At 65.6% G+C, this 23,474-nt stretch carries 23 protein-coding genes; 20 read left to right on the top strand and 3 right to left on the bottom strand.

Annotated features, from left to right (window positions below):
• Positions 1-14: 14 nt before the first annotated feature.
• From pheA to cysM, 13 genes are all read left to right on the top strand, one after another.
• The gene (pheA, locus tag WT97_RS25405) at positions 15-1,097 is read left to right on the top strand and encodes a prephenate dehydratase (RefSeq protein WP_059501691.1); all 1,083 of its coding nucleotides are present in this window, start codon (positions 15-17) and stop codon (positions 1,095-1,097) included.
• A 187-nt stretch (positions 1,098-1,284) separates the two neighbouring features.
• Positions 1,285-2,211, top strand: a complete 927-nt coding sequence (locus tag WT97_RS25410; protein ID WP_060033573.1) for a prephenate dehydrogenase/arogenate dehydrogenase family protein — start codon at positions 1,285-1,287, stop codon at positions 2,209-2,211.
• Between the two features lie 13 nt (positions 2,212-2,224).
• Complete coding sequence (aroA, locus tag WT97_RS25415; protein ID WP_059501687.1) at positions 2,225-3,529, top strand: 3-phosphoshikimate 1-carboxyvinyltransferase; 1,305 nt, start codon at positions 2,225-2,227, stop codon at positions 3,527-3,529.
• A 13-nt stretch (positions 3,530-3,542) separates the two neighbouring features.
• A complete protein-coding gene (gene cmk / locus WT97_RS25420) occupies positions 3,543-4,229 on the top strand; it encodes a (d)CMP kinase (RefSeq protein ID WP_059574065.1) in 687 nt (228 codons plus the stop codon).
• A 141-nt stretch (positions 4,230-4,370) separates the two neighbouring features.
• Positions 4,371-6,083, top strand: coding sequence for a 30S ribosomal protein S1 (gene rpsA / locus WT97_RS25425; RefSeq protein WP_011544885.1), 1,713 nt, complete (start codon positions 4,371-4,373; stop codon positions 6,081-6,083).
• Between the two features lie 22 nt (positions 6,084-6,105).
• Positions 6,106-6,429, top strand: a complete 324-nt coding sequence (locus tag WT97_RS25430) for an integration host factor subunit beta (protein ID WP_006486894.1) — start codon at positions 6,106-6,108, stop codon at positions 6,427-6,429.
• A gap of 209 nt (positions 6,430-6,638) precedes the next feature.
• Positions 6,639-6,932, top strand: a complete 294-nt coding sequence (locus WT97_RS25435; protein WP_012328123.1) for a lipopolysaccharide assembly protein LapA domain-containing protein — start codon at positions 6,639-6,641, stop codon at positions 6,930-6,932.
• Positions 6,933-6,985: 53 nt separating this feature from the next.
• Complete coding sequence (gene lapB, locus WT97_RS25440) at positions 6,986-8,158, top strand: lipopolysaccharide assembly protein LapB (RefSeq protein ID WP_060354622.1); 1,173 nt, start codon at positions 6,986-6,988, stop codon at positions 8,156-8,158.
• A gap of 89 nt (positions 8,159-8,247) precedes the next feature.
• Positions 8,248-9,648: a UDP-glucose/GDP-mannose dehydrogenase family protein gene (locus tag WT97_RS25445; protein ID WP_060033576.1), complete on the top strand. Its 1,401-nt coding sequence runs from the start codon at positions 8,248-8,250 to the stop codon at positions 9,646-9,648.
• A 7-nt stretch (positions 9,649-9,655) separates the two neighbouring features.
• Entirely contained in the window at positions 9,656-10,606 is a 951-nt protein-coding gene (gene rfaE1 / locus WT97_RS25450; RefSeq protein WP_059501680.1) for a D-glycero-beta-D-manno-heptose-7-phosphate kinase, read from the top strand.
• A gap of 63 nt (positions 10,607-10,669) precedes the next feature.
• Positions 10,670-11,662: an ADP-glyceromanno-heptose 6-epimerase gene (gene rfaD, locus WT97_RS25455; protein WP_006496538.1), complete on the top strand. Its 993-nt coding sequence runs from the start codon at positions 10,670-10,672 to the stop codon at positions 11,660-11,662.
• A 74-nt stretch (positions 11,663-11,736) separates the two neighbouring features.
• The gene (locus tag WT97_RS25460; protein ID WP_060354623.1) at positions 11,737-12,078 is read left to right on the top strand and encodes a helix-hairpin-helix domain-containing protein; all 342 of its coding nucleotides are present in this window, start codon (positions 11,737-11,739) and stop codon (positions 12,076-12,078) included.
• 212 nt (positions 12,079-12,290) lie between these two features.
• The gene (gene cysM, locus WT97_RS25465; RefSeq protein WP_059501676.1) at positions 12,291-13,193 is read left to right on the top strand and encodes a cysteine synthase CysM; all 903 of its coding nucleotides are present in this window, start codon (positions 12,291-12,293) and stop codon (positions 13,191-13,193) included.
• A 76-nt stretch (positions 13,194-13,269) separates the two neighbouring features.
• On the opposite strand, the gene mltB is transcribed toward cysM, so the two are convergent.
• Entirely contained in the window at positions 13,270-14,613 is a 1,344-nt protein-coding gene (gene mltB, locus WT97_RS25470) for a lytic murein transglycosylase B (RefSeq protein ID WP_082751483.1), read from the bottom strand.
• Positions 14,614-14,656: 43 nt separating this feature from the next.
• Between mltB and WT97_RS25475 the strand changes: the two genes are divergently transcribed.
• Positions 14,657-15,580 (top strand): histone deacetylase family protein, encoded by a 924-nt coding sequence (locus tag WT97_RS25475; RefSeq protein ID WP_034206723.1) that lies wholly within the window; start codon positions 14,657-14,659, stop codon positions 15,578-15,580.
• A gap of 30 nt (positions 15,581-15,610) precedes the next feature.
• Here the strand turns inward: WT97_RS25475 and WT97_RS25480 are convergent, their stop codons facing one another.
• On the bottom strand, positions 15,611-16,531 hold the full coding sequence (locus WT97_RS25480; protein ID WP_060354642.1) for an alpha/beta hydrolase: 921 nt from the start codon (positions 16,529-16,531) through the stop codon (positions 15,611-15,613).
• Between the two features lie 218 nt (positions 16,532-16,749).
• On the opposite strand from WT97_RS25480, the gene WT97_RS25485 reads away from it, so the two are divergent.
• The 5 genes from WT97_RS25485 to WT97_RS25505 all read left to right on the top strand — a co-directional run bounded on the left by WT97_RS25485 (position 16,750) and on the right by WT97_RS25505 (position 21,179).
• Positions 16,750-17,784: a methionine ABC transporter ATP-binding protein gene (locus WT97_RS25485; RefSeq protein ID WP_059791522.1), complete on the top strand. Its 1,035-nt coding sequence runs from the start codon at positions 16,750-16,752 to the stop codon at positions 17,782-17,784.
• The gene (locus tag WT97_RS25490) at positions 17,774-18,427 is read left to right on the top strand and encodes a methionine ABC transporter permease (RefSeq protein ID WP_006486982.1); all 654 of its coding nucleotides are present in this window, start codon (positions 17,774-17,776) and stop codon (positions 18,425-18,427) included. The genes WT97_RS25485 and WT97_RS25490 overlap by 11 nt, the downstream gene beginning before the upstream one ends.
• Before the next feature lie 29 nt (positions 18,428-18,456).
• Positions 18,457-19,251, top strand: coding sequence for a MetQ/NlpA family ABC transporter substrate-binding protein (locus tag WT97_RS25495; protein WP_034206726.1), 795 nt, complete (start codon positions 18,457-18,459; stop codon positions 19,249-19,251).
• Between the two features lie 226 nt (positions 19,252-19,477).
• Positions 19,478-20,227 (top strand): electron transfer flavoprotein subunit beta/FixA family protein, encoded by a 750-nt coding sequence (locus WT97_RS25500; protein WP_059501667.1) that lies wholly within the window; start codon positions 19,478-19,480, stop codon positions 20,225-20,227.
• 16 nt (positions 20,228-20,243) lie between these two features.
• Complete coding sequence (locus WT97_RS25505) at positions 20,244-21,179, top strand: electron transfer flavoprotein subunit alpha/FixB family protein (RefSeq protein ID WP_060033586.1); 936 nt, start codon at positions 20,244-20,246, stop codon at positions 21,177-21,179.
• A 360-nt stretch (positions 21,180-21,539) separates the two neighbouring features.
• On the opposite strand, the gene WT97_RS25510 is transcribed toward WT97_RS25505, so the two are convergent.
• Entirely contained in the window at positions 21,540-22,826 is a 1,287-nt protein-coding gene (locus WT97_RS25510) for a D-amino acid dehydrogenase (RefSeq protein ID WP_059501664.1), read from the bottom strand.
• A 145-nt stretch (positions 22,827-22,971) separates the two neighbouring features.
• Here WT97_RS25510 and WT97_RS25515 point away from each other — a divergent pair, with 145 nt between their 5' ends.
• Complete coding sequence (locus WT97_RS25515; protein WP_012492860.1) at positions 22,972-23,460, top strand: Lrp/AsnC ligand binding domain-containing protein; 489 nt, start codon at positions 22,972-22,974, stop codon at positions 23,458-23,460.
• The last annotated feature ends 14 nt before the right edge of the window (positions 23,461-23,474 follow it).

Here is a 23,474-nt window from a genome sequence, read left to right on the forward strand (position 1 = left end):
GCACGGCAAAACGCATGGACGACGAACTGAATTCCCGCCTGAAACCGCTGCGCGACCGCATCGACGCGATCGACGCGCAGCTGATTGCGCTCCTGAACCAGCGCGCCGCGGTGGCGCTGGAGGTGGGCGAGGTCAAGAAGCATTTCAACGCGCCGGTGTTCCGGCCGGAGCGCGAGCTGCAGGTGATCGCGCGGCTGCAGGACATGAGCGCGGGGCCGCTCGCGAGCGAGCACATCAGCGCCATCTGGCGCGAGATCATGGCGGCGAGCCGCGCGCTCGAGCAGACGATCCACGTCGCGTTCCTCGGGCCGGTCGGCACGTACAGCGAGCAGGCGATGCTCGAGTATTTCGGTCAGTCGATCGAAGGGTTGCCGTGCCCGTCGATCGACGAGGTGTTCCGCTCGGTCGAGGCCGGGGCGTCCGCGTTCGGCGTCGCACCGGTCGAGAATTCGACCGAAGGCGCGGTATCGCGCACGCTCGACCTGCTGTTGCAGACCCAACTGGTGATCAGCGGCGAGCTCGCGCTGCCGATCCATCACAACCTGCTCACGCAGAGCGGCACGCTCGACGGCGTGAAGCGTGTCTGCGCGCATGCGCAGGCGCTCGCGCAATGCCAGCAGTGGCTCGCGGCGAATGCGCCGCAGCTCGAGCGGCAAGCCGTGGCGAGCAACGCGGAAGCCGCGCGTCTGGCCGCGGCCGATCCGACCGTCGCCGCGATCGCGGGCGATCGCGCGGCCGCGCATTACGGCCTGCAGATTGCGTTCTCGCTGATCCAGGACGATCCGCACAATCGCACGCGCTTCGTGATCGTCGGCAAGCAGCCGGCCGGCCAGAGCGGTCACGACCAGACGTCGCTGATCGTGTCGGTGAAGAACGAGCCGGGCGCCGTGTTCAAGCTGCTCGAGCCGCTCGCGCGGCACGGCGTGTCGATGACGCGCTTCGAGTCGCGTCCGGCGCGCGTCGGCACGTGGGAGTACTACTTCTACATCGACATCGAAGGGCATCGCGACGATGCGGCGGTGGCGGCCGCGCTGGCGGAACTCGGCCAAAAGGCTGCGTTCCTGAAGATACTCGGTTCGTATCCGCGCGCACGCTGACGCGGCGGCTCGTCGCCTGCGGTGCGCAGGCGGCGCGCGAAGAAGCGGGCAGGGCAGGCCGATCGGCGCTGCCGAAGGCGGGGGCGGGCGGTATCCGGCGCAGGTTGCGCCGGGTGCGGGCCGGTTGCCCGGAATCTGGAATTCCGCGTGCTGGGCGTCGTCCCGCACGCGTAACTTGGCTCTTGTCGTGTCAGGCTTTGCATTCAACAAACTGGTCATCTTCGGCGTCGGCCTGATCGGCGGATCGCTGGCCCGCGCGCTGCGCGAACGCGCGCCGGGCGGCGCAGGCGAGATCGTCGGCGTGGGCCGTTCGCGTGCATCGGTCGAGCGCGCGCTGTCGCTCGGCGTGATCGACCGCGCAGCGGCGCTCGACGACGACGCGCAGGTGCGCGACGCCCTTGCCGGTGCCGATCTCGTCTTGCTGGCCGCGCCTGTCGCACAGACGGGCCCGTTGCTCGCACGTATTGCGCCGTGGCTCGACGGCGCGACGATCGTCACCGATGCAGGCAGCACCAAGTCCGATGTCGTTGCGGCTGCGCGCGACGCGCTCGGCGCGCGGATCGTGCAGTTCGTGCCGGGTCATCCGATCGCCGGACGCGAGTCGAGCGGCGTCGAGGCTGCGTTGCCGGACCTCTACGTCGGCCGCAACGTCGTGCTGTGCCCGCTGCCGGAGAACGCGCCCGAAGCGGTGGCCCGGATCGACGCGATGTGGCGCGCGACCGGCGCCGACGTGCGCACGATGACCACCGAACAGCACGATCGCGTATTCGCGTCGATCAGCCATCTGCCGCACGTGCTGTCGTTCGCGCTCGTCGAGCAGATTCTCGGCGAGGCCGACGCGGAACTGAAATTCTCGTATGCGGCCGGCGGTTTTCGCGATTTCACGCGCATCGCGGCGTCGAACCCGGAAATGTGGCGCGACGTGTGCGTCGCGAACCGCGCGGCGCTGCTCGACGAACTCGACGGCTACACACGCGTGCTCACGCGGTTGCGCGCGGCGATCGACGCCGGCGACGGCGCGGCGCTCGAAGCCGTATTCACGCGCTCGCGCGCCGCGCGCAAGGCATGGCAGGAACGCGGCGGCACGCCCGCTGCCGAACCGGTCAAGAAATAACAGGACGATTCCCATGGACTATCTCGATCTCGGCCCGTACTCCAGCGCATCGGGCACCGTGCGCCTGCCCGGCTCGAAGAGCATTTCGAACCGCGTGCTGCTGCTCGCGGCGCTCGCCGAAGGCGAAACGACGATCACCAACCTGCTCGACTCCGACGATACGCGCGTGATGCTCGATGCACTCGGCAAGCTCGGCGTGAAGCTCGCGCGCGACGGCGACACCTGTGTCGTCGCCGGCACGCGCGGCGCGTTTACCGCGAAGACGGCCGACCTGTTCCTCGGCAACGCGGGCACGGCCGTGCGGCCGCTGACCGCCGCACTTGCAGTGAACGGCGGCGACTACCGGGTGCACGGCGTGCCCCGCATGCACGAGCGGCCGATCGGCGATCTCGTCGACGGCTTGCGCCAGATCGGCGCGCAGATCGACTACGAGCTGAACGAAGGCTACCCGCCGCTGAGGATCAAGCCCGCGACGATCTCGGTCGATGCGCCGATCCGCGTGCGCGGCGACGTGTCGAGCCAGTTCCTCACCGCGCTCCTGATGACGCTGCCGCTCGTGAAGGCGAGGGACGGCCGGATCGTCGTCGAAGTCGACGGCGAGCTGATCTCGAAGCCGTACATCGACATCACGATCCGGCTGATGGCGCGCTTCGGCGTGAGCGTCGAGCGCGACGGCTGGCAGCGCTTCGTCGTGCCGGCCGGCGTCCGCTACCGCTCGCCGGGGCGGATCATGGTCGAGGGCGACGCGTCGTCCGCGTCGTACTTCCTCGCGGCCGGGGCGCTGGGCGGCGGCCCGCTGCGGGTCGAGGGCGTCGGGCGGGCGAGCATCCAGGGCGACGTCGGCTTCGCGAATGCGCTGATGCAGATGGGCGCGAACGTGACGATGGGCGACGACTGGATCGACGTGCGCGGCATCGGCCACGATCACGGCAAGCTCGAGCCGATCGACATGGACTTCAATCTGATTCCCGACGCGGCGATGACCATCGCGGTCGCGGCGCTGTTCGCGAACGGCACGAGCACGCTGCGCAACATCGCGAGCTGGCGCGTGAAGGAAACCGACCGCATCGCCGCGATGGCGACCGAGCTGCGCAAGGTCGGCGCGATCGTCGAGGAAGGCCCCGACTATCTCGTCGTCACGCCGCCGGAAAAGCTCACGCCGAACGCGGCGATCGATACGTACGACGATCACCGGATGGCGATGTGCTTCTCGCTCGTCAGCCTGGGCGGCGTGCCCGTGCGGATCAACGATCCGAAGTGCGTCGGCAAGACGTTCCCCGACTATTTCGACCGCTTCGCCGCGCTCGCCAAAGCCTGATCCGACTGTTCCGATGAAATCGACCCGACCCTTTCACCCGACTCCCGTCATCACGATCGACGGCCCGACCGCCTCCGGCAAGGGCACCGTCGCGGCGCTCGTCGCCGCGCACCTCGGCTTCCACCTGCTCGACAGCGGCGCGCTGTACCGGCTCGCGGCGCTCGCGAGCGTGCGCTACGGAATCGCCGCGGAAGACGTCGACGCGCTGGTGAAGCTGATCGACGATCTGCACATCACGTTCCGTGAAGGCTGCGCGCAGCTTGACGGCGTCGACGTGTCGAACGACATCCGTGCCGAAGCGGTCGGCAACCGCGCGTCGGCCATTGCCGTGCACGGCCCCGTGCGCACCGCGCTCGTCGCGCGCCAGCGGGCGTTTCGCAAGACGCCGGGCCTCGTGGCGGACGGGCGCGACATGGGCACGGTGATCTTCCCCGACGCCGTGCTGAAGGTGTTCCTGACGGCCAGCGCCGAGGCGCGCGCGACCAGACGGCATAAGCAATTGATGCAAAAAGGTTTTTCTGCTAACATAGATGACTTGCTCCGGGATCTTCGTGAACGTGACGCGCGCGACAGCAATCGCGCAGCCGCGCCGCTGAAGCCTGCGGCAGATGCCAAGCTGCTCGATACGTCGGCACTTTCGGTCGATGAAGCCGTCGATCAGGTGCTGCAGTGGTACCGGGCGCTTGGCCAGCCAGCCTGAGAAGGCGGGCGGCAGTAGGTGCTCCGCGCGTAAGTGCAGAGCGTGTTTCGAACCCTTAACCCCGTGTGGTCTTCGATCTGGCCCTTTCAGCCTGCCATTCCGGCCGGCGTGGCACAGCGAGCCATGCACAATCAGATTTTTATGTCCGACCTGCAAACCTCCACCCCGAATACCGAATCCTTTGCGGCTCTGTTCGAAGAGTCGCTGACCCGCCAAGACATGCGCGCCGGCGAAGTGATTTCCGCCGAAGTCGTGCGCGTCGACCACAACTTCGTGGTCGTCAATGCAGGCCTGAAGTCCGAGGCTTACATTCCGATCGAGGAATTCCTGAACGATCAGGGCGAGGTTGAGGTGCAGTCGGGCGATTTCGTGTCCGTCGCGATCGACGCACTCGAAAACGGCTACGGCGACACGATCCTGTCGCGCGACAAGGCGAAGCGCCTTGCATCGTGGCTGTCGCTGGAAAAGGCGCTCGACAACAACGAGCTCGTCACCGGCACGATCACCGGCAAGGTGAAGGGCGGCATGACCGTGATGGTCAACGGCATCCGCGCGTTCCTGCCGGGTTCGCTGGTCGACACGCGTCCGGTCAAGGACACGACCCCGTACGAAGGCAAGACGCTCGAGTTCCGCGTGATCAAGCTCGATCGCAAGCGTAACAACGTCGTGCTGTCGCGTCGTGCAGTGATCGAGGCAACGCAAGGCGAAGAGCGCGCGAAGCTGCTCGAGACGCTGAAGGAAGGCGCGATCGTCAACGGCGTGGTCAAGAACATCACCGATTACGGCGCGTTCGTCGACCTCGGCGGCATCGACGGCCTGCTGCACATCACCGACATCGCATGGCGTCGTGTGCGTCACCCGAGCGAAGTCCTGTCGGTTGGCCAGGAAGTCACCGCGAAGATCCTCAAGTTCGACCAAGAGAAGAACCGCGTCTCGCTGGGCATCAAGCAACTGGGCGACGATCCGTGGGAAGGCATCTCGCGCCGTTACCCGTCGGGCACGCGCCTGTTCGGCAAGGTCACGAACATCACCGACTACGGCGCATTCGTCGAAGTGGAATCGGGCATCGAAGGCCTCGTCCACGTGTCGGAAATGGACTGGACCAACAAGAACGTTGCGCCGTCGAAGGTTGTCCAGCTGGGCGACGAAGTCGAAGTCATGGTCCTCGAGATCGACGAAGACCGTCGTCGTATCAGCCTCGGCATGAAGCAGTGCAAGCCGAATCCGTGGGATGACTTCAGCCGCAACTTCAAGAAGGGCGACAAGATCACGGGCGCAATCAAGTCGATCACCGACTTCGGCGTGTTCATCGGTCTGCCGGGCGGCATCGACGGCCTGGTCCACCTGTCGGATCTGTCGTGGAGCGAAGCCGGCGAAGAAGCCGTTCGCAAGTACAAGAAGGGCGACGAAGTCGAAGCAATCGTGCTCGGTATCGACGTCGAGAAGGAGCGCATTTCGCTCGGCATCAAGCAGCTCGAAGGCGACCCGTTCAGCAACTACGTTGCAATGAACGACAAGGGCTCGATCGTCGACGGCGTCGTGAAGACGGTCGATGCGAAGGGTGCGGTCGTCACGCTGACGGGCGACATCGAAGGCTACCTGCGTGCGTCGGAAATCTCGCAGGATCGCGTCGAAGACGCACGCAACGTGCTGAAGGAAGGCGACAAGGTCAACGCGATGGTGATCAACATCGATCGCAAGTCGCGCGGCATCAACCTGTCGATCAAGGCGAAGGATTCGGCCGAACAACAGGAAGCGATCCGCGGCCTGCAGTCGGACTCCAGCGCTGCTGCGACCGGTACGACCAACCTCGGCGCGCTGCTGAAGGCGAAGCTCGACGGCCAAAACCAGTAAGCCTTACGAGGTCTGCTGAAGTATGACCAAATCCGAGTTGGTCGCGCAGCTGGCATCGCGATTTCCGCAACTTGTCCTCAAGGATGCGGATTTCGCGGTGAAAACGATGCTCGATGCGATGTCCGACGCCCTGGCGAAAGGGCATCGCATTGAAATTCGGGGTTTCGGCAGCTTTGGCCTCAATCGTCGCCCGGCGCGTGTCGGACGCAACCCGAAGTCGGGGGAGAAAGTGCAGGTGCCCGAGAAGTTCGTGCCGCACTTCAAACCTGGCAAGGAATTGCGTGAACGCGTCGACGGTCGCGCCGGTGAACCGCTGAAGGCTGACGATCCGGACGACGAGCGTTGAACGTCGTTCGGTGTGCCCGGAACCTGTCCGGCGAAGGCTGAAAAGAAAAGCGCCCCTTGCGGGCGCTTTTTTCATTTCCGGCCACCGATGCGCAACGCCGCGCACAGGATGTGCGCAGCCGCGGAAACGCTTCCTTTACAATACGGGTCGATTCGGTGCGACGAAGGGGAGTCGCGCGCCGCGGCAAACCTCAACAAAGAGAGGGCTTCATGAAGTTTATCGTCTGGCTGATCCGGGTATTGGTGTTCGTCCTGCTGCTGGTGCTTGCGCTGGCCAATACGCAAACCGCGACGCTGAATTTCGTTGCCGGCTACGCATGGCAAGCGCCGCTGATCCTGATCGGCCTGGCATTCTTCGCCGTGGGGCTGCTGGCCGGCCTGCTGTCCGCGCTGCCTTCGATCTTCCGCCTGCGTCTCGAGAACGGGCGTTTGAAGCGCGATCTGCGTGCGGCGCGCGAAACGCCTGCCGTCATCGACCAGCCGCCGATGCCGCCCGTCATTTAACACGGACGCCGCGCGATCATCGCGCGGTTTTCGTCTCTGCTTCGATATTTCGCATGGATCTGGATTTCTGGTGGTTGCTCGCGATTCCGGTCGCGTTCGCGCTCGGTTGGGCGGCGTCACGCTATGACCTGAAGAATCTCCTGTCGGAGAGCGCCAACCTGCCGCGTTCGTATTTTCGCGGCCTGAATTTTCTGTTGAACGAACAACCCGACAAGGCGATCGATGCGTTCATCGAGGTTGCCAAGCTCGATCCCGAAACGGTCGAGCTGCACTTCGCGCTCGGCAACCTGTTTCGCCGTCGCGGCGAGACCGACCGCGCGATCCGCGTGCACCAGAACCTGCTGAGTCGCACCGATCTGCCGGTCAACGAACGCGACCACGCGCTGTACGAACTGGGCCAGGATTTCCTGAAAGCCGGCTTGCTGGATCGCGCGGAAGAGGCGTTCCACAAGCTCGCGGACGGCGACTACGCGCTCGGCGCGCAGCGGGCGCTGCTGACGATCTACGAGATCGAGAAGGACTGGAACAAGTCGATCGATACGGCGAAACGCATCGAGTCGATGAGCGACAAGCCGCTCGGCATCGAAATTGCGCAGTTTCACTGCGAACTCGCGCAGGACGCGCTGCAGCGCAAGAATGCCGCCGCAGCGGCCGAACAGTTGCGCCTTGCGTTGACCGTGAATCCGCAGAACGTGCGTGCGACGGTCCTGTCCGGCGACGCGGCGGAAGCGGCGGGCGATCACGCGGCCGCGATCGAGCATTGGAAGCGCGTCGAAGCGCAGAACCCGGCGTATCTGCCGCTCGTGGCCGACAAGCTGATGAAGGCATACGTCGCGCTCGGCAAGAACGTCGAAGGCGCGGAGTTGCTGATGGGGTACGTCGATCGTTATCCGTCGAACGACCTGCTCGACATCGCCTATCAGCATATCGCCGGGTTGCGTGGCCAGGATGCGGCGCACACGCTCGCGCGGACGCAGATGGAAAAGTCGCCGAACCTGTCGGGGATGCTGCACCTGCTCGATGCGCAGATCGCGGCGGCCGAGGAACCTCGTCGTAAGGAACTTGAAATGATGCGTGCGCTGATCAAGCAGCGCACGAAAAATCTGCCACGGTATACGTGCCAGAATTGCGGTTTCCGGGCACGGCTCTTCTATTGGCAGTGCCCCGGATGCAGCGGCTGGGAAACCTATGCGCCGCGCCGCGTCGAACCTGCGATGCCGGGCTGATCCCGGCCGCGGAGCCAACGCGCTGCGGTTGCCGCCGGGCTCGCTCCGGCGGCCAAGTTAGTCAATTACCGGGAAGTACCGGAACATCTATGAAAATCACCATCATCGGCACCGGCTATGTCGGCCTCGTCACGGGCGCCTGCCTCGCGGAGATCGGTCACGACGTCTTCTGTCTCGACGTCGATCCGCGCAAGATCGATATCCTGAACAACGGCGGGATGCCGATTCACGAGCCGGGGTTGCTGGACATCATCGCGCGCAACCGCACGGCGGGGCGTCTGCGCTTCTCGACCGACATCGAGGCGAGCGTCGCGCATGGCGAGATCCAGTTCATCGCGGTCGGCACGCCGCCCGACGAGGACGGCTCGGCCGATCTGCAATACGTGCTCGAGGCCGCGCGCAACATCGGCCGCCACATGACGGGCTTCAAGGTGATCGTCGACAAGTCGACGGTGCCGGTCGGCACCGCACGGCGCGTGCGCGGCGTGGTCGACGAGGCATTGGCTGCACGCGGGCTCGCGGGCAGCGTCGCGCATCGCTTCTCGGTCGTGTCGAACCCGGAATTCCTGAAGGAAGGCGCTGCGGTCGAGGACTTCATGCGCCCGGACCGGATCATCATCGGCGTCGACGACGACGACACCGGCACGATCGCGCGCGAGAAGATGAAGAAGCTCTACGCGCCGTTCAACCGCAACCACGAGCGCACGATCTACATGGACGTGCGTTCGGCCGAATTCGCGAAGTATGCGGCGAACGCGATGCTTGCGACGCGCATCTCGTTCATGAACGAGATGTCGAATCTCGCCGACAAGGTCGGCGCCGACATCGAGGCCGTGCGCCGCGGGATCGGCTCCGATCCGCGCATCGGCTATCACTTCCTGTATGCTGGCGTCGGCTACGGCGGCTCGTGCTTTCCGAAGGACGTGCAGGCGCTGATCCGCACCGCCGGCGAGAACGGCCAGCCGCTGCGCATCCTGGAGGCCGTCGAGGCCGCCAACCATGCTCAGAAGGACGTGCTGATCGGCAAGATCGAGCAGCGCTTCGGCGCCGACCTGACGGGGCGCGAATTCGCGGTCTGGGGCCTGGCGTTCAAGCCGAACACCGACGACATGCGCGAGGCGCCCAGCCGCCGCCTGATCGCCGCGCTGCTCGAACGCGGCGCGACCGTGCGCGCCTACGATCCGGTCGCCGTCGACGAAGCGCGGCGCGTGTTCGCGCTGGATTTCGGCGACGATGCGCACATGCTGGCACGACTGCATCTCGTCGACACGCAGGACGCCGCGGTCACCGGCGCGGACGCACTCGTGATCGTGACCGAGTGGAAGGAATTCCGCAGCCCCGATTTCACGCGCCTGAAGGCCGAACTGAAGGCGCCGGTGATCTTCGACGGGCGCAATCTGTACGAGCCGGACGCGATGGCCGAACTGGGCATCGATTACTACGCGATCGGCCGGCCGTATGTCGATCCCCAGTCGTTCTCCCGTGGCTGAACGTACGATGGATACTCTTCGCGAAGTCGTTCCGGTGCCGCGCGAGCAACTCGCGCGCTCGCGTGTGCTCGTCGTCGGCGACGTGATGCTCGACCGTTACTGGTTCGGCAACGTCGATCGCATTTCGCCTGAAGCGCCGGTGCCGGTGGTGCACGTGCAGCGTCAGGAGGAGCGGCTCGGCGGTGCGGCCAACGTTGCGCGCAATGCCGTGACGCTCGGCGGCCAGGCCGGGCTGCTGTGCGTCGTCGGTTGCGACGAGCCCGGCGAGCGGATCGTCGAGCTGCTCGCCGGCAGCGGCGTGACGCCGCATCTCGAGCGCGATCCGGCGTTACCGACCACGATCAAGCTGCGCGTGCTCGCGCGTCAGCAGCAGTTGCTGCGCGTCGACTTCGAGGCGATGCCGACGCACGAGGTGCTGCTCGCGGGGCTCGCGCGCTTCGACGCGCTGTTGCCGCAGCACGACGTCGTGCTGATGTCGGATTACGCGAAAGGCGGCCTGACGCACGTCACGACGATGATCGAGAAGGCGCGTGCGGCCGGCAAGGCGGTTCTGGTCGACCCGAAGGGCGACGACTGGGAACGCTATCGCGGCGCATCGCTGATCACGCCGAATCGCGCGGAGTTGCGCGAGGTGGTCGGGCAGTGGAAATCGGAAGACGACCTGCGCGCGCGCGTCGCGAATTTGCGTGCGGCGCTCGGCATCGACGCGTTGCTGCTCACGCGCTCGGAAGAGGGCATGACGCTCTTTTCCGCGGGCGGCGAACTGCATGCGCCGGCGCTTGCGCGCGAAGTGTTCGACGTGTCGGGCGCGGGTGACACCGTGATCGCGACGGTCGCGACGATGCTCGGCGCCGGTGTGCCGCTCGTCGACGCCGTGGTGCTCGCGAATCGCGCGGCCGGCATCGTGGTCGGCAAGCTCGGCACGGCCACGGTGGACTACGACGAACTGTTTCACTGAGTGCATTCGGCGGCGCGACGAGCGCGCTGCACGAGTGGCTCGCACTTTTCAGGCAGGACGATCATGACCCTCATCGTTACCGGCGCAGCCGGTTTCATCGGCGCGAACATCGTCAAGGCGCTCAACGAGCGCGGCGAGACGCGCATCATCGCGGTCGACAACCTGACGCGCGCGGACAAGTTCCGCAATCTCGTCGACTGCGAGATCGACGACTATCTCGACAAGACCGAATTCGTCGAACGCTTCGCGCGCGGCGATTTCGGCAAGGTACGCGCGGTATTTCATGAAGGTGCCTGTTCGGACACGATGGAAACCGACGGCCGCTACATGATGGACAACAACTTCCGCTACAGCCGCGCGGTGCTCGATACCTGCCTCGCGCAGGGCACGCAGTTCCTGTATGCATCGTCGGCCGCGATCTACGGCGGCTCGACGCGTTTCGTCGAGGAACGCGACGTCGAGGCGCCGCTGAACGTATACGGCTATTCGAAGTTCCTGTTCGACCAGGTGATCCGTCGCGTGCTGCCGAGCGCGAAGAGCCAGATCGCGGGCTTCCGCTATTTCAACGTGTACGGTCCGCGCGAGACGCACAAGGGACGCATGGCGTCGGTCGCGTTCCACAACTTCAACCAGTTCCGCGCGGAAGGCAAGGTGAAGTTGTTCGGCGAGTACAACGGTTATGCGCCGGGCGAGCAGACGCGCGATTTCGTGTCCGTCGAGGACGTGACCAAGGTGAACCTGTTCTTCTTCGATCATCCGGAGAAGTCGGGCATCTTCAATCTCGGTACGGGCCGGGCGCAACCGTTCAACGATATCGCGTCGACGGTCGTGAACACGCTGCGCGCACTCGACAACCAGCCACCGCTGACGCTCGCGCAGCAGGTCGAGCAGGGATTGATCGAATACGTGCCGTTCCCCGATGCGCTGCGCGGCAAGTACCAGTGCTTCACGCAGGCCGACCAGACGAAACTGCGCGCGGCCGGCTACGACGCACCGTTCCTGACCGTGCAGGAAGGCGTCGACCGCTACGTTCGTTGGCTATCCGGCCAGGTTTAAACCGGCGCGTTGCATCGATAGACTGGGTCTCACGGTCGGCAGCCGCCGGCCGTTTTTCTTCGGAGATCCAGCACATGATCAGGAAATGGTTTGCCGCGGTGGTCATGCTCGGCGCAGTGGCGTCGGCCTGGGCGGCCGTCGACGTTAACACCGCGAACGAGGATGCGCTCGTCGGTATCAAGGGCATCGGTCCGGCGCGGGCGAAGGCGATTCTCGACGAGCGCGGCGCACGCGGCCCGTTCAGGAATGCAGACGATTTCGCCACGCGCGTGAAGGGCATGGGCGGGCATACCGTCGAGCGGCTTCAGCAGGAAGGGTTGACGATCGGTGCGGTGGCGGGCGCGGCGCCGTCGGCCGCAGGCAAGCCGGCGGCAGCGAAACCGGCCGCCGCACCGGCTCGCACCGCGCAGAAATAACGGGTCGCACGTATCCGCAAAGGGCTCCTTCAGCCGCCGTCGTTGCGACGGCTTCCCGCGGCATGCCGCGGGTTTTTTGCATGGGGCGGCGTACGCGGCGATCGCGCACCGCGCGGCGCGCGTATTCCATCGTCGCAATGGGGTTGCCGGCGCGCGTGCTGGTGCTGGTTTACAATCGATCGATTGATCGGCCTCGTACTCACGGTATATCCATGGCTTACAAAACTATCGAAGACACGATCGGCAATACGCCGCTCGTGCAACTGGTCCGCCTGCCGGACGACGAGATTCGCGCCCGCAACAACGTGGTGCTCGCGAAGCTCGAGGGCAACAATCCGGCAGGTTCCGTGAAGGATCGCCCGGCGCTGTCGATGATCGGCAAGGCCGAGGCGCGCGGGCGCATCAAGCCGGGCGATACGCTGATCGAGGCGACGAGCGGCAACACGGGCATCGCGCTCGCGATGGCCGCGGCGATCCGCGGCTACAAGATGGTGCTGATCATGCCGGAGGATCTGTCGGTCGAGCGTCGCCAGAGCATGGCGGCGTATGGCGCCGAAATCATCCTGACGCCGGTGAAGGGCGGGATGGAACTGGCGCGCGACCTCGCGGAACAGATGCAGCGCGAAGGCAAGGGCGTGATCCTCGACCAGTTTGGCAACCCCGACAATCCCGTCGCGCACTACGAAGGAACGGGGCCGGAGATCTGGCGAGATACCGAGGGGCGTATCACGCACTTCGTGTCGGCCATGGGCACGACGGGCACGATCATGGGCACGTCGCGCTACCTGAAGGAACAGAATCCGGCGATCGAGATCGTCGGCGCGCAGCCGGAAGACGGCTCGCGTATTCCGGGCATTCGCAAGTGGCCGGAAGCGTACATGCCGACCATTTTCGATCGCAGCCGCGTCGACCGCGTCGAGAGCGTGAGTCAGGCTGCGTCGGAAACGATGACGCGCCGGCTCGCGGCGGTCGAAGGTATCTTCGCGGGCATTTCGTCGGGCGGCGCATGCGAAGTCGCGTTGCGCATTGCGCGCCAGGTCGAGAATGCGACGATCGTGTTCATCGTCTGCGATCGTGGCGACCGCTACCTGTCCACGGGCGTGTTTCCCGCCTGAGCGCGCGAGGGGTGCGCGATCGGCGCATCGATAAAAAAGCGCCGCTTCTGCGGCGCTTTTCTTTGACGGCCAGTGCTTACTGCGACTGCGTCGCGGCAGCGGCGGGTTGTAGCGCGCCGCTCGCTTCCATCTGTGCTTTCACTGCCTCGCCGAGCTGGTACACGGTGAGCGCGTAGAAGAAACTCCGGTTGTAGCGCGTCAGCACATAGAAGTTCTTCAGGCCAAGCATGTATTCGGTCGCGCGCCCGGGCGTCGGCAAGTCGACCACGGTGACCGGCGTGCCGGCTTCGGTCGTGATGTTGACCGTCGGCTCGTTCAACGTCATGCCCGCACGCAGCAGTTGCGACAGCGCCCAGTGCGGCTCGGGCTGGCCGTCGGCGGCGGCCTGCGCGATGCCCAGGCTGCCTGTATCGGGCGTGATCTGCCAGACCACCGGACGGTCCGTTTCCCAGCCGTGCTGCTTCAGGTAGTTCGCGACACTGCCGATCGCATCGACAGGACTGCTGCGCAGATCGACGTGGCCCGTGCCGTCGAAGTCGACCGCATATTCGCGGATGCTGCTCGGCAGGAACTGCGGAATCCCGATTGCGCCGGTGTACGAGCCGAGCACGGTGGTGGGGTCGAGCTGGTTGTCGCGGGTCCAGACCAGGAAGTCTTCGAGGTTCTTGCGGAACGTGGCCTGGCGGCTGTCGCGGTTCGGCGTGTCCGGGTAGTCGAACGTGAGCGTCGTCAGCGCGTCGAGCACGCGGAAATTGCCCATGTAGCGGCCATAGATGGTCTCGACGCCGATGATGCCGACGATCACCTCGGGCGGCACGCCGAACTGCTCGGACGCGCGCTGCAGCGTGGCCTGGTTCGCTTTCCAGAACTTCACGCCCGCGTTGATGCGGATCGGCTCGATGAAGCGCGAGCGATAGACGCGCCAGTTCTTGACCGTCGGCGACGGGGCCGGCTTCACGAGCTTGACGGCCGTCGCCGAGTAGCTGATGCGCGAGAACAGCGCATGCAGGCTTGCCGAATCGAAGCCGTTGCGGCTCACCATCTCGTCGATGAACGCGTCGACCTTCGCATTGTTCGCGTAACGCTGTGGAACGATTTCCTCTTCGAAGGTCTGGCCTTGCGGCGTCTCCTGCTGCGGTTGGGCTTGGGCGACGAGCGTGCCGGCGGGCTTCGCCGGCTGCGTCTGCGCGGCGGCAGGTGCGGTGCCGAGGGCAGCGGCGAGGGCAGCGGCGACGAGCGGAGCGCGAACCCGGAACAGCGCGGAAAGAAGGGCGGCAGGCTTGCTGGAATTCATGTCGAAGCGGGCGGACAGGGCGATTGTGTTCGGCGCAGTATACCCGACGCATCCGGCGCGCCGGGCCGAAGCTGGCCCCCGTTGTGGTAAGTTAGCGGCGAATTCGCGGCAGACGATGGACATCATTGATGGAGACCTGCGACGCACCGTGCGCCGCGGATGACAGCTTATGGCAACCGCTTTCTATACGCACCCCGACTGCATGCTGCACGAGATGGGGGAATGGCATCCGGAATGTCCGGCCCGCCTGTCGGCGATCCAGGATCAATTGATTGCGAGCCGCATCGACGACCTGATCGTGCACGAAACCGCACCGTTCGCGAGCGAGGTCGCGCTGGGCCGGGTGCATACGCAGGCGCACATCGACTACATTCGGAGCATGACGCCGGTCGACGGTTACGTCGAGATCGATCCTGACACGCTGATGAATCGCGACACGTGGCGCGCGGCACTGCGCGCGGCCGGCGCCGCGATCGCGGCGACCGACGCGGTGATCGAAGGCCGCTACGCAAATGCGTTCTGCGGCGTCCGTCCACCCGGCCACCATGCGGAGCCCGCGCGCGCGATGGGCTTCTGCTTCTTCAACAACGTCGCGATCGCCGCGCGGCACGCGCTCGACGTACACGGCATCGAGCGCGTCGCGATCGTCGATTTCGACGTGCATCACGGCAACGGCACCGAGGCGGCGTTCGCGAACGACGAGCGCGTGCTGATGTGCAGCTTCTTCCAGCATCCGCTGTATCCGTTCTCGGGCGTCGATCATCAGGCGCCGAACATGGTCAACCTGCCGATGCCCGCACGCAGCAACGGGATGGCGATCCGCGAAGCCGTCGACATGTTCTGGCTGCCGCGCCTCGACGCGTTCAAGCCGCAGATGCTGTTCGTGTCGGCCGGCTTCGATGCGCATCGCGAGGACGATATCGGCAATCTCGGCCTCGTCGAAGCCGATTTCGAATGGCTGACCGCGCGGATCGTCGACGTGGCGCGCCGGCATGCGCAGGGCCGTATCGTCAGTTGCCTCGAGGGCGGCTACAACCTGTCCGCGCTCGGGCGCAGCGTCGTCGCGCACCTGCGCGTGCTGGCCGGGATCTGATTCGCGATTGACCGGCCGGGCCGGGCGCGTTCAGCGCGCCGGCACGCGCGCATGAATCCACGCGATCAGCGCGTCGATCACGCGGTCGCGTTCGAGATCGTTCATCGTTTCGTGGAAGCCGCCTTCGTACAGCGTCAGCGTACGATCGGGCGAACCGACGTGCGCGCCGAACGCCCGGCTGCCGTCGGGTTCGGTCAGCTTGTCCTCCGTGCCGTGATAGACGAGCACCGGCACGCGCAACGCGCCGCGGCCGCTCTCGATGCGCGCCATCGCATCGAGGATTTCCGCGCCGGTGCGTGCGGGCACGGCGCCGTGATGCACGAGCGGGTCGGCGCGATTGGCCGCGACGACGGCCGGATCGCGCGACAGCAGGGCCGCATCGATCCTGATCGCGGGGAAAGTAGGCCATGCACGGCTGATGAGGCGGCTGAGCGCAAGCATCCAGCGCGGCACGTCGCGCCCCGGCGCAAGCGCCGGACTCGACAGCACGAGGCCGGCCAGCGCATGGCCACGAGCCGGTGCACGTTCGATCGCGTAGAGCGCCGCGACCGCGCCGCCCATGCTGTGCCCCATCAGGAACAGCGGCGCATCGCCGCGCGCGGCGTCCGCGACCAACGTATCCGCGTCGTTCAGGTAGCCGTCGAAACGCTCGACCCACACGCGTTTGCCCGGCGACTGGCCATGCCCGCGCAGATCGATCGCAAGCACGTCGATGCCGGCTGCGTTCAGCCGGCCGGCGAGCGCGGCATAGCGGCCCGCGTGTTCGGCCAGGCCGTGCACCAGCGCGATCGTCGCGCGCGGCGGCACGCTGCCGTCGCCGGCCGGCCAGCGGTACGACGCCAGTTCGAGCCCGTCCGCGGTACGCAGCCGGCCCATGTGCGGCGCGGGCGCCGAAGGCGCCGATCCGGCGATGGCGGCGGGTGCGGCGGCCGGCGTGGTGGTGGCGCTCATCTGGCGTGTCTCCGGTTCGTTGGCAAGTGCGTTCCCGATCATAGTCGCGACCTTCCCAGAGGGACGAAGCGGCGCTCCTCTAATTTCGTCCGGTTATGAAAAGATCGAAATCGATTATTAAGGGGAATGAGGGGTTTGCGGTAAAATCGCCGGCTATTCCAGATGCATCGGCGGCCGACTGGCGGGCCAACTCGCCGGCCGGCCGCCGTTTTGTTTACATGATCGAATTACGCAATCTTTCGCAGCGTTTCCCCGGCCCGGGCGGTTGGGTCGAAGCGTTGCGCAACGTCAACCTGACGATCCCGCAAGGCGAGGTGTTCGGCATCATCGGCCGAAGCGGCGCCGGCAAGAGCACGCTCGTGCGCACCATCAACCTGCTCACGCGGCCGACCGAAGGCAATGTCGTCGTCGGCGGGCGCGACCTGATGCTGCTGTCGGCCGCTGCGCTGCGCGAGGCGCGCCGCGAGATCGGCATGATCTTCCAGCACTTCAACCTGCTGTCGTCGCGCACGGTGTTCGACAACGTTGCGCTGCCGCTCGAACTGGCCGGCGCGAGCCGTGCCGACATCGAGGCCGCCGTGTTGCCGCTGCTCGACCTGGTCGGGCTGTCCGCGCAGAAGGATCGCTATCCGGCGCAGATCAGCGGCGGCCAGAAGCAGCGCGTCGGCATCGCCCGCGCGCTGGCGAGCCAGCCGAAGGTGCTGCTGTCGGACGAGGCGACGTCCGCGCTCGATCCCGAAACCACGCGTTCGATCCTCGATCTGCTCAAGCGCATCAACCGCGAACTCGGACTGACGATCGTGCTGATCACGCACCAGATGGAAGTGATCAAGCAGGTCTGCGATCGCGTCGCGGTGCTCGACGCGGGGCGCGTGGTCGAAGAGGGCCGCGTGATCGACGTTTTCCTGCAACCGCATCACGAAGTCACGCGCGCGCTGATCGGCGACGTGATCGCGCAGGAGCTGCCGCCCGCGCTGAAGGCGCGCGTGGCCGAGCGGCTGAAGACGGGCAGCGGGCATCTGCTGCGGCTCGCGTTCACGGGCTCGGGTGTCGACCAGCCGATCCTGTCGGAAACGATCCGCCGGTACGAACTCGATTTCAACATCCTGCACGGCCAGATCGACGAGATCCAGGGGCAGGCATTCGGTTCGCTCGCGGTGCTCGCCGGCGGCGAGCCGGGCAAGGTCGGGCAGGCGCTCGCGTTCCTGCGCGAGCAAGGTGTGGTGGTAGAGGAGCTTTCGTATGTTGAGTGAGATGTTCGATATGTTCGTGCAGTCGTTCTGGGAGACGCTGATCATGGTCGGCATCTCCGGGGCGGTCGGCGCGCTCGTCGGCCTGCCGCTCGGCGTGCTGCTCTACCTGACCGATCGCCAGGGCGTGTTGCAGAACCTCGCGGTGAATCGCGTGCTCGGCGGCATCGTGAACGCGGTCCGCTCGACGCCGTTCATCATCCTGCTGGTCGCGGTGATTCCGTTTACGCGGCTCGTCACCGGTTCGTCGATCGGCACGGCCGCGGCGGTCGTGCCGCTGACGCTCGCAGCCGCGCCGTTCATCGCGCGTCTCGTCGAAACGGCGCTGCGCGAGGTCGATCGCGGGCTGATCGAGGCCGCGCAGTCGATGGGCGCGACCACGTCGCAGATCGTATTCAAGGTGCTGTTGCCCGAATCGCTGCCGGGCGTCGTCGCGGGCCTGACGATCACGTTCGTGTCGCTCGTCGGCTATTCGGCGATGGCGGGTGCGATCGGCGGCGGCGGGCTCGGCGATCTCGGGATCCGCTACGGTTACCAGCGCTATCTGCCGGAAGTGATGTGGACGGTCGTCGCGATCCTGATCGTGTTCGTGCAGATCGTGCAATCGTTCGGCGACTGGCTGGTGCGCCGGCTGAGCCACAAATAAGACCAAACCGATCCGATAGGAAAGACACGATGCAACGACGCTTCATGCTGAAGTTTGCGGCGGCGCTGGGCGCGGCCGCGCTGTTCGCGGGCGCGCATGCGCAGGCGGAAACCATCAAGGTAGGGGTGACGGGCGGTCCGCACGCGCAGATCATGGAAGTGGTGAAGAAGGTCGCGGCGAAGGACGGCCTGGAGATCCGCATCGTCGAATTCTCCGATTACGTGCAGCCGAACGCGGCGCTCGCGTCGGGCGACCTCGACGCGAACAGCTACCAGCACGATCCGTATCTGCAGGCGCAGGTGAAGGATCGCGGCTACAAGCTGCTCAAGGTCGCGGACACCGTCACGTTCCCGATGGGCATCTATTCGAAGCGCGTGAAGTCGCTGGCCGAACTGAAGCCGGGCGCGCGCGTCGCGGTTCCGAACGATCCGACCAACGGCGGCCGCGCGCTGCTGTTGCTGCAGAAGCAGGGGCTGTTGAAGCTGCGCGCGGATGCTGGGCTGAAGGCGACGCCGCTCGATATCGTCGACAATCCGCGCAAGCTGAAAATCGTCGAGCTCGATGCGGCGCAGATCCCGCGCTCGCTCGGCGACGTCGACGCGGCCGCGATCAATACCAACTACGCGATGGAAGCGGGGTTGAAACCGAAGCAGGACGCGATCGCGATCGAGGGCCCCAACGGCCCGTACGCGAACATCCTTGCGATCCGCGAGGCGGACCGGAACAAGCCGTGGGTCGCCAAGCTGATTGCGGCGTATCACTCGGCCGACGTGAAGCAGTTCATCGAAGGCAAGTTCGGCGGCGCGGTCGTTGCTGCCTGGTAACGGTGGAGCGCGGACGCCCGGCGGGATTAGAGTCGATGATCGAAAACCCGGGCTTTGCGTCCGGGTTTTTTCTCTTTTAAAATAGAACGACCGTTCGCTATCATTGGCGCGTCGCCAAGAAGCGGTATCCTCGACAACCATGATGGTTGGGGCCGCCTGGCCGCGCAGTCATGAGGTCGCGCTATAAAATGGCCTCTGGTCGTATTCGTAACTTTGGAGCGTGTGCATGAAAATCCTGGTGCCAGTGAAAAGAGTGGTCGACTACAACGTGAAGGTCCGCGTGAAGTCGGACAACACGGGTGTCGACATCGCGAACGTGAAGATGTCGATGAACCCGTTCGACGAAATCGCCGTTGAAGAAGCCGTGCGCCTGAAGGAAGCGGGCGTGGCGACCGAAGTGATCGCGGTGTCGGTGGGCGTCGCGCAAGCGCAGGAAACGCTGCGCACGGCGCTGGCGATCGGCGCGGATCGCGCGATCCTCGTCGAGTCGAACGACAGCGTCGAGCCGCTGGCCGTCGCGAAGATCCTCAAGGCGCTGGTCGACAAGGAACAGCCGCAGCTCGTGATCCTCGGCAAGCAGGCGATCGACGACGATTCGAACCAGACGGGCCAGATGCTCGCTGCGCTGGCCGGCCTGCCGCAGGCGACGTTCGCGTCGAAGGTGACGATCGCCGACGGCAAGGCAACCGTGGCACGTGAAGTCGACGGCGGCGCGGAAACGCTGTCGCTGACGCTGCCGGCAGTCGTGACGACCGACCTGCGCCTGAACGAGCCGCGCTACGTGACGCTGCCGAACATCATGAAGGCGAAGAAGAAGCCGCTCGAAACGGTGAAGCCGGAAGACCTGGGCGTTGACGTCACGCCGCGTCTGAAGACGCTGAAGGTGGCCGAGCCGCCGAAGCGCGCAGCCGGCGTGAAGGTGCCGGACGTGAAGACGCTGGTCGAGAAGCTGAAGACCGAAGCCAAGGTGCTGTAAGAGGGAGCGGAAAGAAATGACGATTCTGGTGATTGCAGAACACGACAACGCGTCGATCAAGGCCGCGACGCTGAACACGGTGGCGGCTGCTGCGAAGATCGGCGGCGACATCCACGTGCTGGTCGCGGGCCACAACGCGCAAGCGGCTGCCGACGCGGCCGCGAAGATCGCAGGTGTGTCGAAGGTGCTGCTGGCCGACGCGCCGCAGCTCGAAGCAGGCCTCGCGGAAAACGTCGAAGCGACCGCGCTGAACATTGCAAAGGACTACTCGCACATCCTCGCGCCGGCGACGGCCTACGGCAAGAACATCGCGCCGCGTATCGCCGCGAAGCTGGACGTTGCGCAGATCTCGGACATCACGGCGGTCGATTCGGCCGACACGTTCGAGCGCCCGATCTACGCGGGCAATGCGATTGCGACGGTGCAGTCGAGCGACCCGATCAAGGTCATCACGGTGCGTGCGACGGGCTTCGATCCGGTGGCGGCGGAAGGCGGCAGCGCAGCGGTCGAGAAGATCGAAGCGGCAGCCGACGCCGGCAAGTCGCAATTCGTCAGCCGTGAAGTGACGAAGCTGGACCGTCCGGAACTGACCAGCGCGAGCATCATCGTGTCGGGCGGCCGCGGCCTGGGCAGCGGCGAGAACTACACGAAGGTGCTGGAGCCGCTGGCGGACAAGCTCCAAGCGGCACTCGGCGCATCGCGCGCGGCAGTCGACGCCGGCTATGTGCCGAACGACTACCAGGTCGGCCAGACCGGCAAGATCGTCGCACCGCAGCTGTACATCGCGGTCGGTATCTCGGGCGCGATCCAGCATCTGGCCGGGATGAAGGATTCGAAGGTGATCGTCGCGATCAACAAGGATCCGGAAGCGCCGATCTTCAGCGTGGCCGACTACGGCCTCGTCGGCGATCTGTTCTCGCTCGTGCCGGAGCTCGTGACCGAGCTCGGCTGACGCGGCGTGACGCTTCAGCGGTAAAGCACACGAGAAGAGGGGCGCGACGAGCGCCCCTTTTTTGTGTGTCTGTCCCGTCCTGAAATAGGTTGACGCTTTTTCGCCGAAGCGAAGAGGCGCGAGCGTCGCTCGTCAGGAAGATTCCGGATCGTACCGTGCCGTGCGGAACGTATCGTCGCGCACGCACGACTGGTAGCGTCGATTCGATCGCCGTGCGACGGCAGCATGCGCACGTTGACTGAAGCCTCGTGCCGAATCGACATTCGCGGTCGCTGCACGCCGCAGCCTCCGAAGCGAAAAAGGCGCCCTCGGGCGCCTTTTTCGCTGATGCAACGGGCCCGCATCGCGGGCCGTTCCGATTTACGCGTATGCCGGGCGCGTCTGGCTGGGCACGTCCTTCAGATAACGATGCACCGACAGATCGTCGGCCTGGATCGCGGGCATCTTGCCCGAGATCAGGTCCGCGAGCAGTTGACCCGAGCCGCACGACATCGTCCAGCCGAGCGTGCCGTGGCCGGTGTTCAGGAACAGGTTCGACACCGGCGTGCGGCCGACGATCGGCGTGCCGTCCGGTGTCATCGGGCGCAGGCCTGTCCAGAACGTGGCCTTCGACGTATCGCCGCCGCCCGGGAACAGGTCGTTCACGCACATCTCGAGCGTTTCGCGGCGCGCCGCGCGCAGCGTCTTGTCGAAGCCGACGATTTCCGCCATGCCGCCGACGCGGATGCGCTGGTCGAAGCGCGTGATCGCGATCTTGTAGGTCTCGTCGAGCACGGTCGACACGGGCGCGGCGGCTTCGTTGACGATCGGCGCGGTGATCGAATAGCCCTTGAGCGGATAGACGGGAATCTTCATCAGGTTCGAGATGAAGCGGGTCGAATACGAGCCGAGCGCGACGACGTACGCGTCGGCACGCACCGTCTCGCTGCCGCACTGCACGCCGGCGATCTTGCCGCCCGCGATCGCGAGCGCATCGATCGGCGTGTTGTAGCGGAACTTGACGCCGAGCGATTCGGCGAGGGCGGCGAGGCGCGTCGTGAACAGCTGGCAATCGCCTGTTTCGTCGCCCGGCAGGCGCAGGCCGCCCGTCAGCTTGTGCGAGACGGCGGCGAGCGCCGGTTCGGCTTTTTTCAGTTCGGCCGGCGACAGCAGTTCGAACGGCACGTTCGCTTCCTGCAGCACGGCGATGTCCTTCGCCGCGCCGTCGAGTTGCTGCTGCGTGCGGAACAGTTGCAGCGTGCCGCCCGTGCGGCCTTCGTACTGAATGCCGGTGTCGGCACGCAGCGCCTGCAGGCAGTCGCGGCTGTATTCGGCGAGACGGACCATGCGCCCCTTGTTGACCGCATAGCGCTCGGCCGTGCAGTTGCGCAGCATCTGATACATCCACTGGAGCTGGAAGCGCGTGCCGTCGAGGCGGATCGCGAGCGGCGCGTGCTTTTCGAACATCCACTTGACGGCCTTCAGCGGCACGCCGGGCGCGGCCCACGGCGCGGCATAGCCGGGCGAGATCTGGCCTGCGTTCGCGAAGCTCGTCTCCAGCGCCGGGCCGGCTTCCCGGTCGATCACAGTGACTTCATGGCCGGCGCGCGCAAGGTAATACGCGCTTGCCACGCCCACTACACCGCTGCCCAGAATGACGACTCGCATAGTTGCTCCAGATGGAAGGGACCAGATTGAGGCCGGGCGCACCTGCGGCTCCGTGTAACCTCTAGCTGATCTAGTTTTTCGAGCTATGGTATTGTCGAATGTGCAGTTTTTGTTATCGTATTTTTTCGGTTTTCAGCATAAACAAATGAGAACGCAACGTCAGCCCGTACGCTCGCTCGACAAGCTCGACCGGCGCATTCTGAAACTGCTCCAGGACGACGGCCGGATGGCGATGAAAGACCTCGCGGAACAGGTCGGACTGACCGTTACGCCGTGCATCGAGCGCGTGCGGCGCATGGAGCGCGACGGCGTGATCACCGGTTATCACGCGCGGGTCGACCCGGGCCAGCTGGGCGCCGCGCTGCTGGTGTTCGTCGAGATCACGCTCGGCCACAAGGGCGGCAACATGTTCGAGCAATTCCGCCGGGAAGTGATGAAGATCGACGAGGTGCTCGAATGCCATCTCGTTTCCGGCGATTTCGACTACCTGATCAAGGCGCGGATCGGCGAGATGGCCGACTACCGGAAGCTGCTCGGCGACATCCTGTTGCAGTTGCCCGGTGCCGTGCAGTCGAAGAGCTACGTCGTGATGGAAGAAATCAAGGAAACGCTGACGATCGCCGTCGGCGAGTGACGTACCGGCGGCCC

Source organism: Burkholderia sp. MSMB1459WGS (assembly GCF_001534535.1).
Lineage (GTDB): Bacteria > Pseudomonadota > Gammaproteobacteria > Burkholderiales > Burkholderiaceae > Burkholderia.

What these genes read in the sequence shown, in the direction of transcription:
- WT97_RS25515 (WP_012492860.1), top strand. Translation starts at nt 22,972, where the DNA reads ATGAGAACGCAACGTCAGCCCGTACGCTCGCTCGACAAGCTCGACCGG.
- mltB (WP_082751483.1), bottom strand. Translation starts at nt 14,613, where the DNA reads ATGATGTCCATCGTCTGCCGCGAATTCGCCGCTAACTTACCACAACGG.
- rfaE1 (WP_059501680.1), top strand. Translation starts at nt 9,656, where the DNA reads ATGGATACTCTTCGCGAAGTCGTTCCGGTGCCGCGCGAGCAACTCGCG.
- WT97_RS25475 (WP_034206723.1), top strand. Translation starts at nt 14,657, where the DNA reads ATGGCAACCGCTTTCTATACGCACCCCGACTGCATGCTGCACGAGATG.
- WT97_RS25445 (WP_060033576.1), top strand. Translation starts at nt 8,248, where the DNA reads ATGAAAATCACCATCATCGGCACCGGCTATGTCGGCCTCGTCACGGGC.
- WT97_RS25490 (WP_006486982.1), top strand. Translation starts at nt 17,774, where the DNA reads ATGTTGAGTGAGATGTTCGATATGTTCGTGCAGTCGTTCTGGGAGACG.
- rpsA (WP_011544885.1), top strand. Translation starts at nt 4,371, where the DNA reads ATGTCCGACCTGCAAACCTCCACCCCGAATACCGAATCCTTTGCGGCT.
- pheA (WP_059501691.1), top strand. Translation starts at nt 15, where the DNA reads ATGGACGACGAACTGAATTCCCGCCTGAAACCGCTGCGCGACCGCATC.
- WT97_RS25485 (WP_059791522.1), top strand. Translation starts at nt 16,750, where the DNA reads ATGATCGAATTACGCAATCTTTCGCAGCGTTTCCCCGGCCCGGGCGGT.
- WT97_RS25505 (WP_060033586.1), top strand. Translation starts at nt 20,244, where the DNA reads ATGACGATTCTGGTGATTGCAGAACACGACAACGCGTCGATCAAGGCC.
- WT97_RS25500 (WP_059501667.1), top strand. Translation starts at nt 19,478, where the DNA reads ATGAAAATCCTGGTGCCAGTGAAAAGAGTGGTCGACTACAACGTGAAG.
- WT97_RS25495 (WP_034206726.1), top strand. Translation starts at nt 18,457, where the DNA reads ATGCAACGACGCTTCATGCTGAAGTTTGCGGCGGCGCTGGGCGCGGCC.
- cysM (WP_059501676.1), top strand. Translation starts at nt 12,291, where the DNA reads ATGGCTTACAAAACTATCGAAGACACGATCGGCAATACGCCGCTCGTG.
- WT97_RS25430 (WP_006486894.1), top strand. Translation starts at nt 6,106, where the DNA reads ATGACCAAATCCGAGTTGGTCGCGCAGCTGGCATCGCGATTTCCGCAA.
- WT97_RS25510 (WP_059501664.1), bottom strand. Translation starts at nt 22,826, where the DNA reads ATGCGAGTCGTCATTCTGGGCAGCGGTGTAGTGGGCGTGGCAAGCGCG.
- WT97_RS25480 (WP_060354642.1), bottom strand. Translation starts at nt 16,531, where the DNA reads ATGAGCGCCACCACCACGCCGGCCGCCGCACCCGCCGCCATCGCCGGA.
- aroA (WP_059501687.1), top strand. Translation starts at nt 2,225, where the DNA reads ATGGACTATCTCGATCTCGGCCCGTACTCCAGCGCATCGGGCACCGTG.
- cmk (WP_059574065.1), top strand. Translation starts at nt 3,543, where the DNA reads ATGAAATCGACCCGACCCTTTCACCCGACTCCCGTCATCACGATCGAC.
- WT97_RS25435 (WP_012328123.1), top strand. Translation starts at nt 6,639, where the DNA reads ATGAAGTTTATCGTCTGGCTGATCCGGGTATTGGTGTTCGTCCTGCTG.
- WT97_RS25460 (WP_060354623.1), top strand. Translation starts at nt 11,737, where the DNA reads ATGATCAGGAAATGGTTTGCCGCGGTGGTCATGCTCGGCGCAGTGGCG.
- rfaD (WP_006496538.1), top strand. Translation starts at nt 10,670, where the DNA reads ATGACCCTCATCGTTACCGGCGCAGCCGGTTTCATCGGCGCGAACATC.
- lapB (WP_060354622.1), top strand. Translation starts at nt 6,986, where the DNA reads ATGGATCTGGATTTCTGGTGGTTGCTCGCGATTCCGGTCGCGTTCGCG.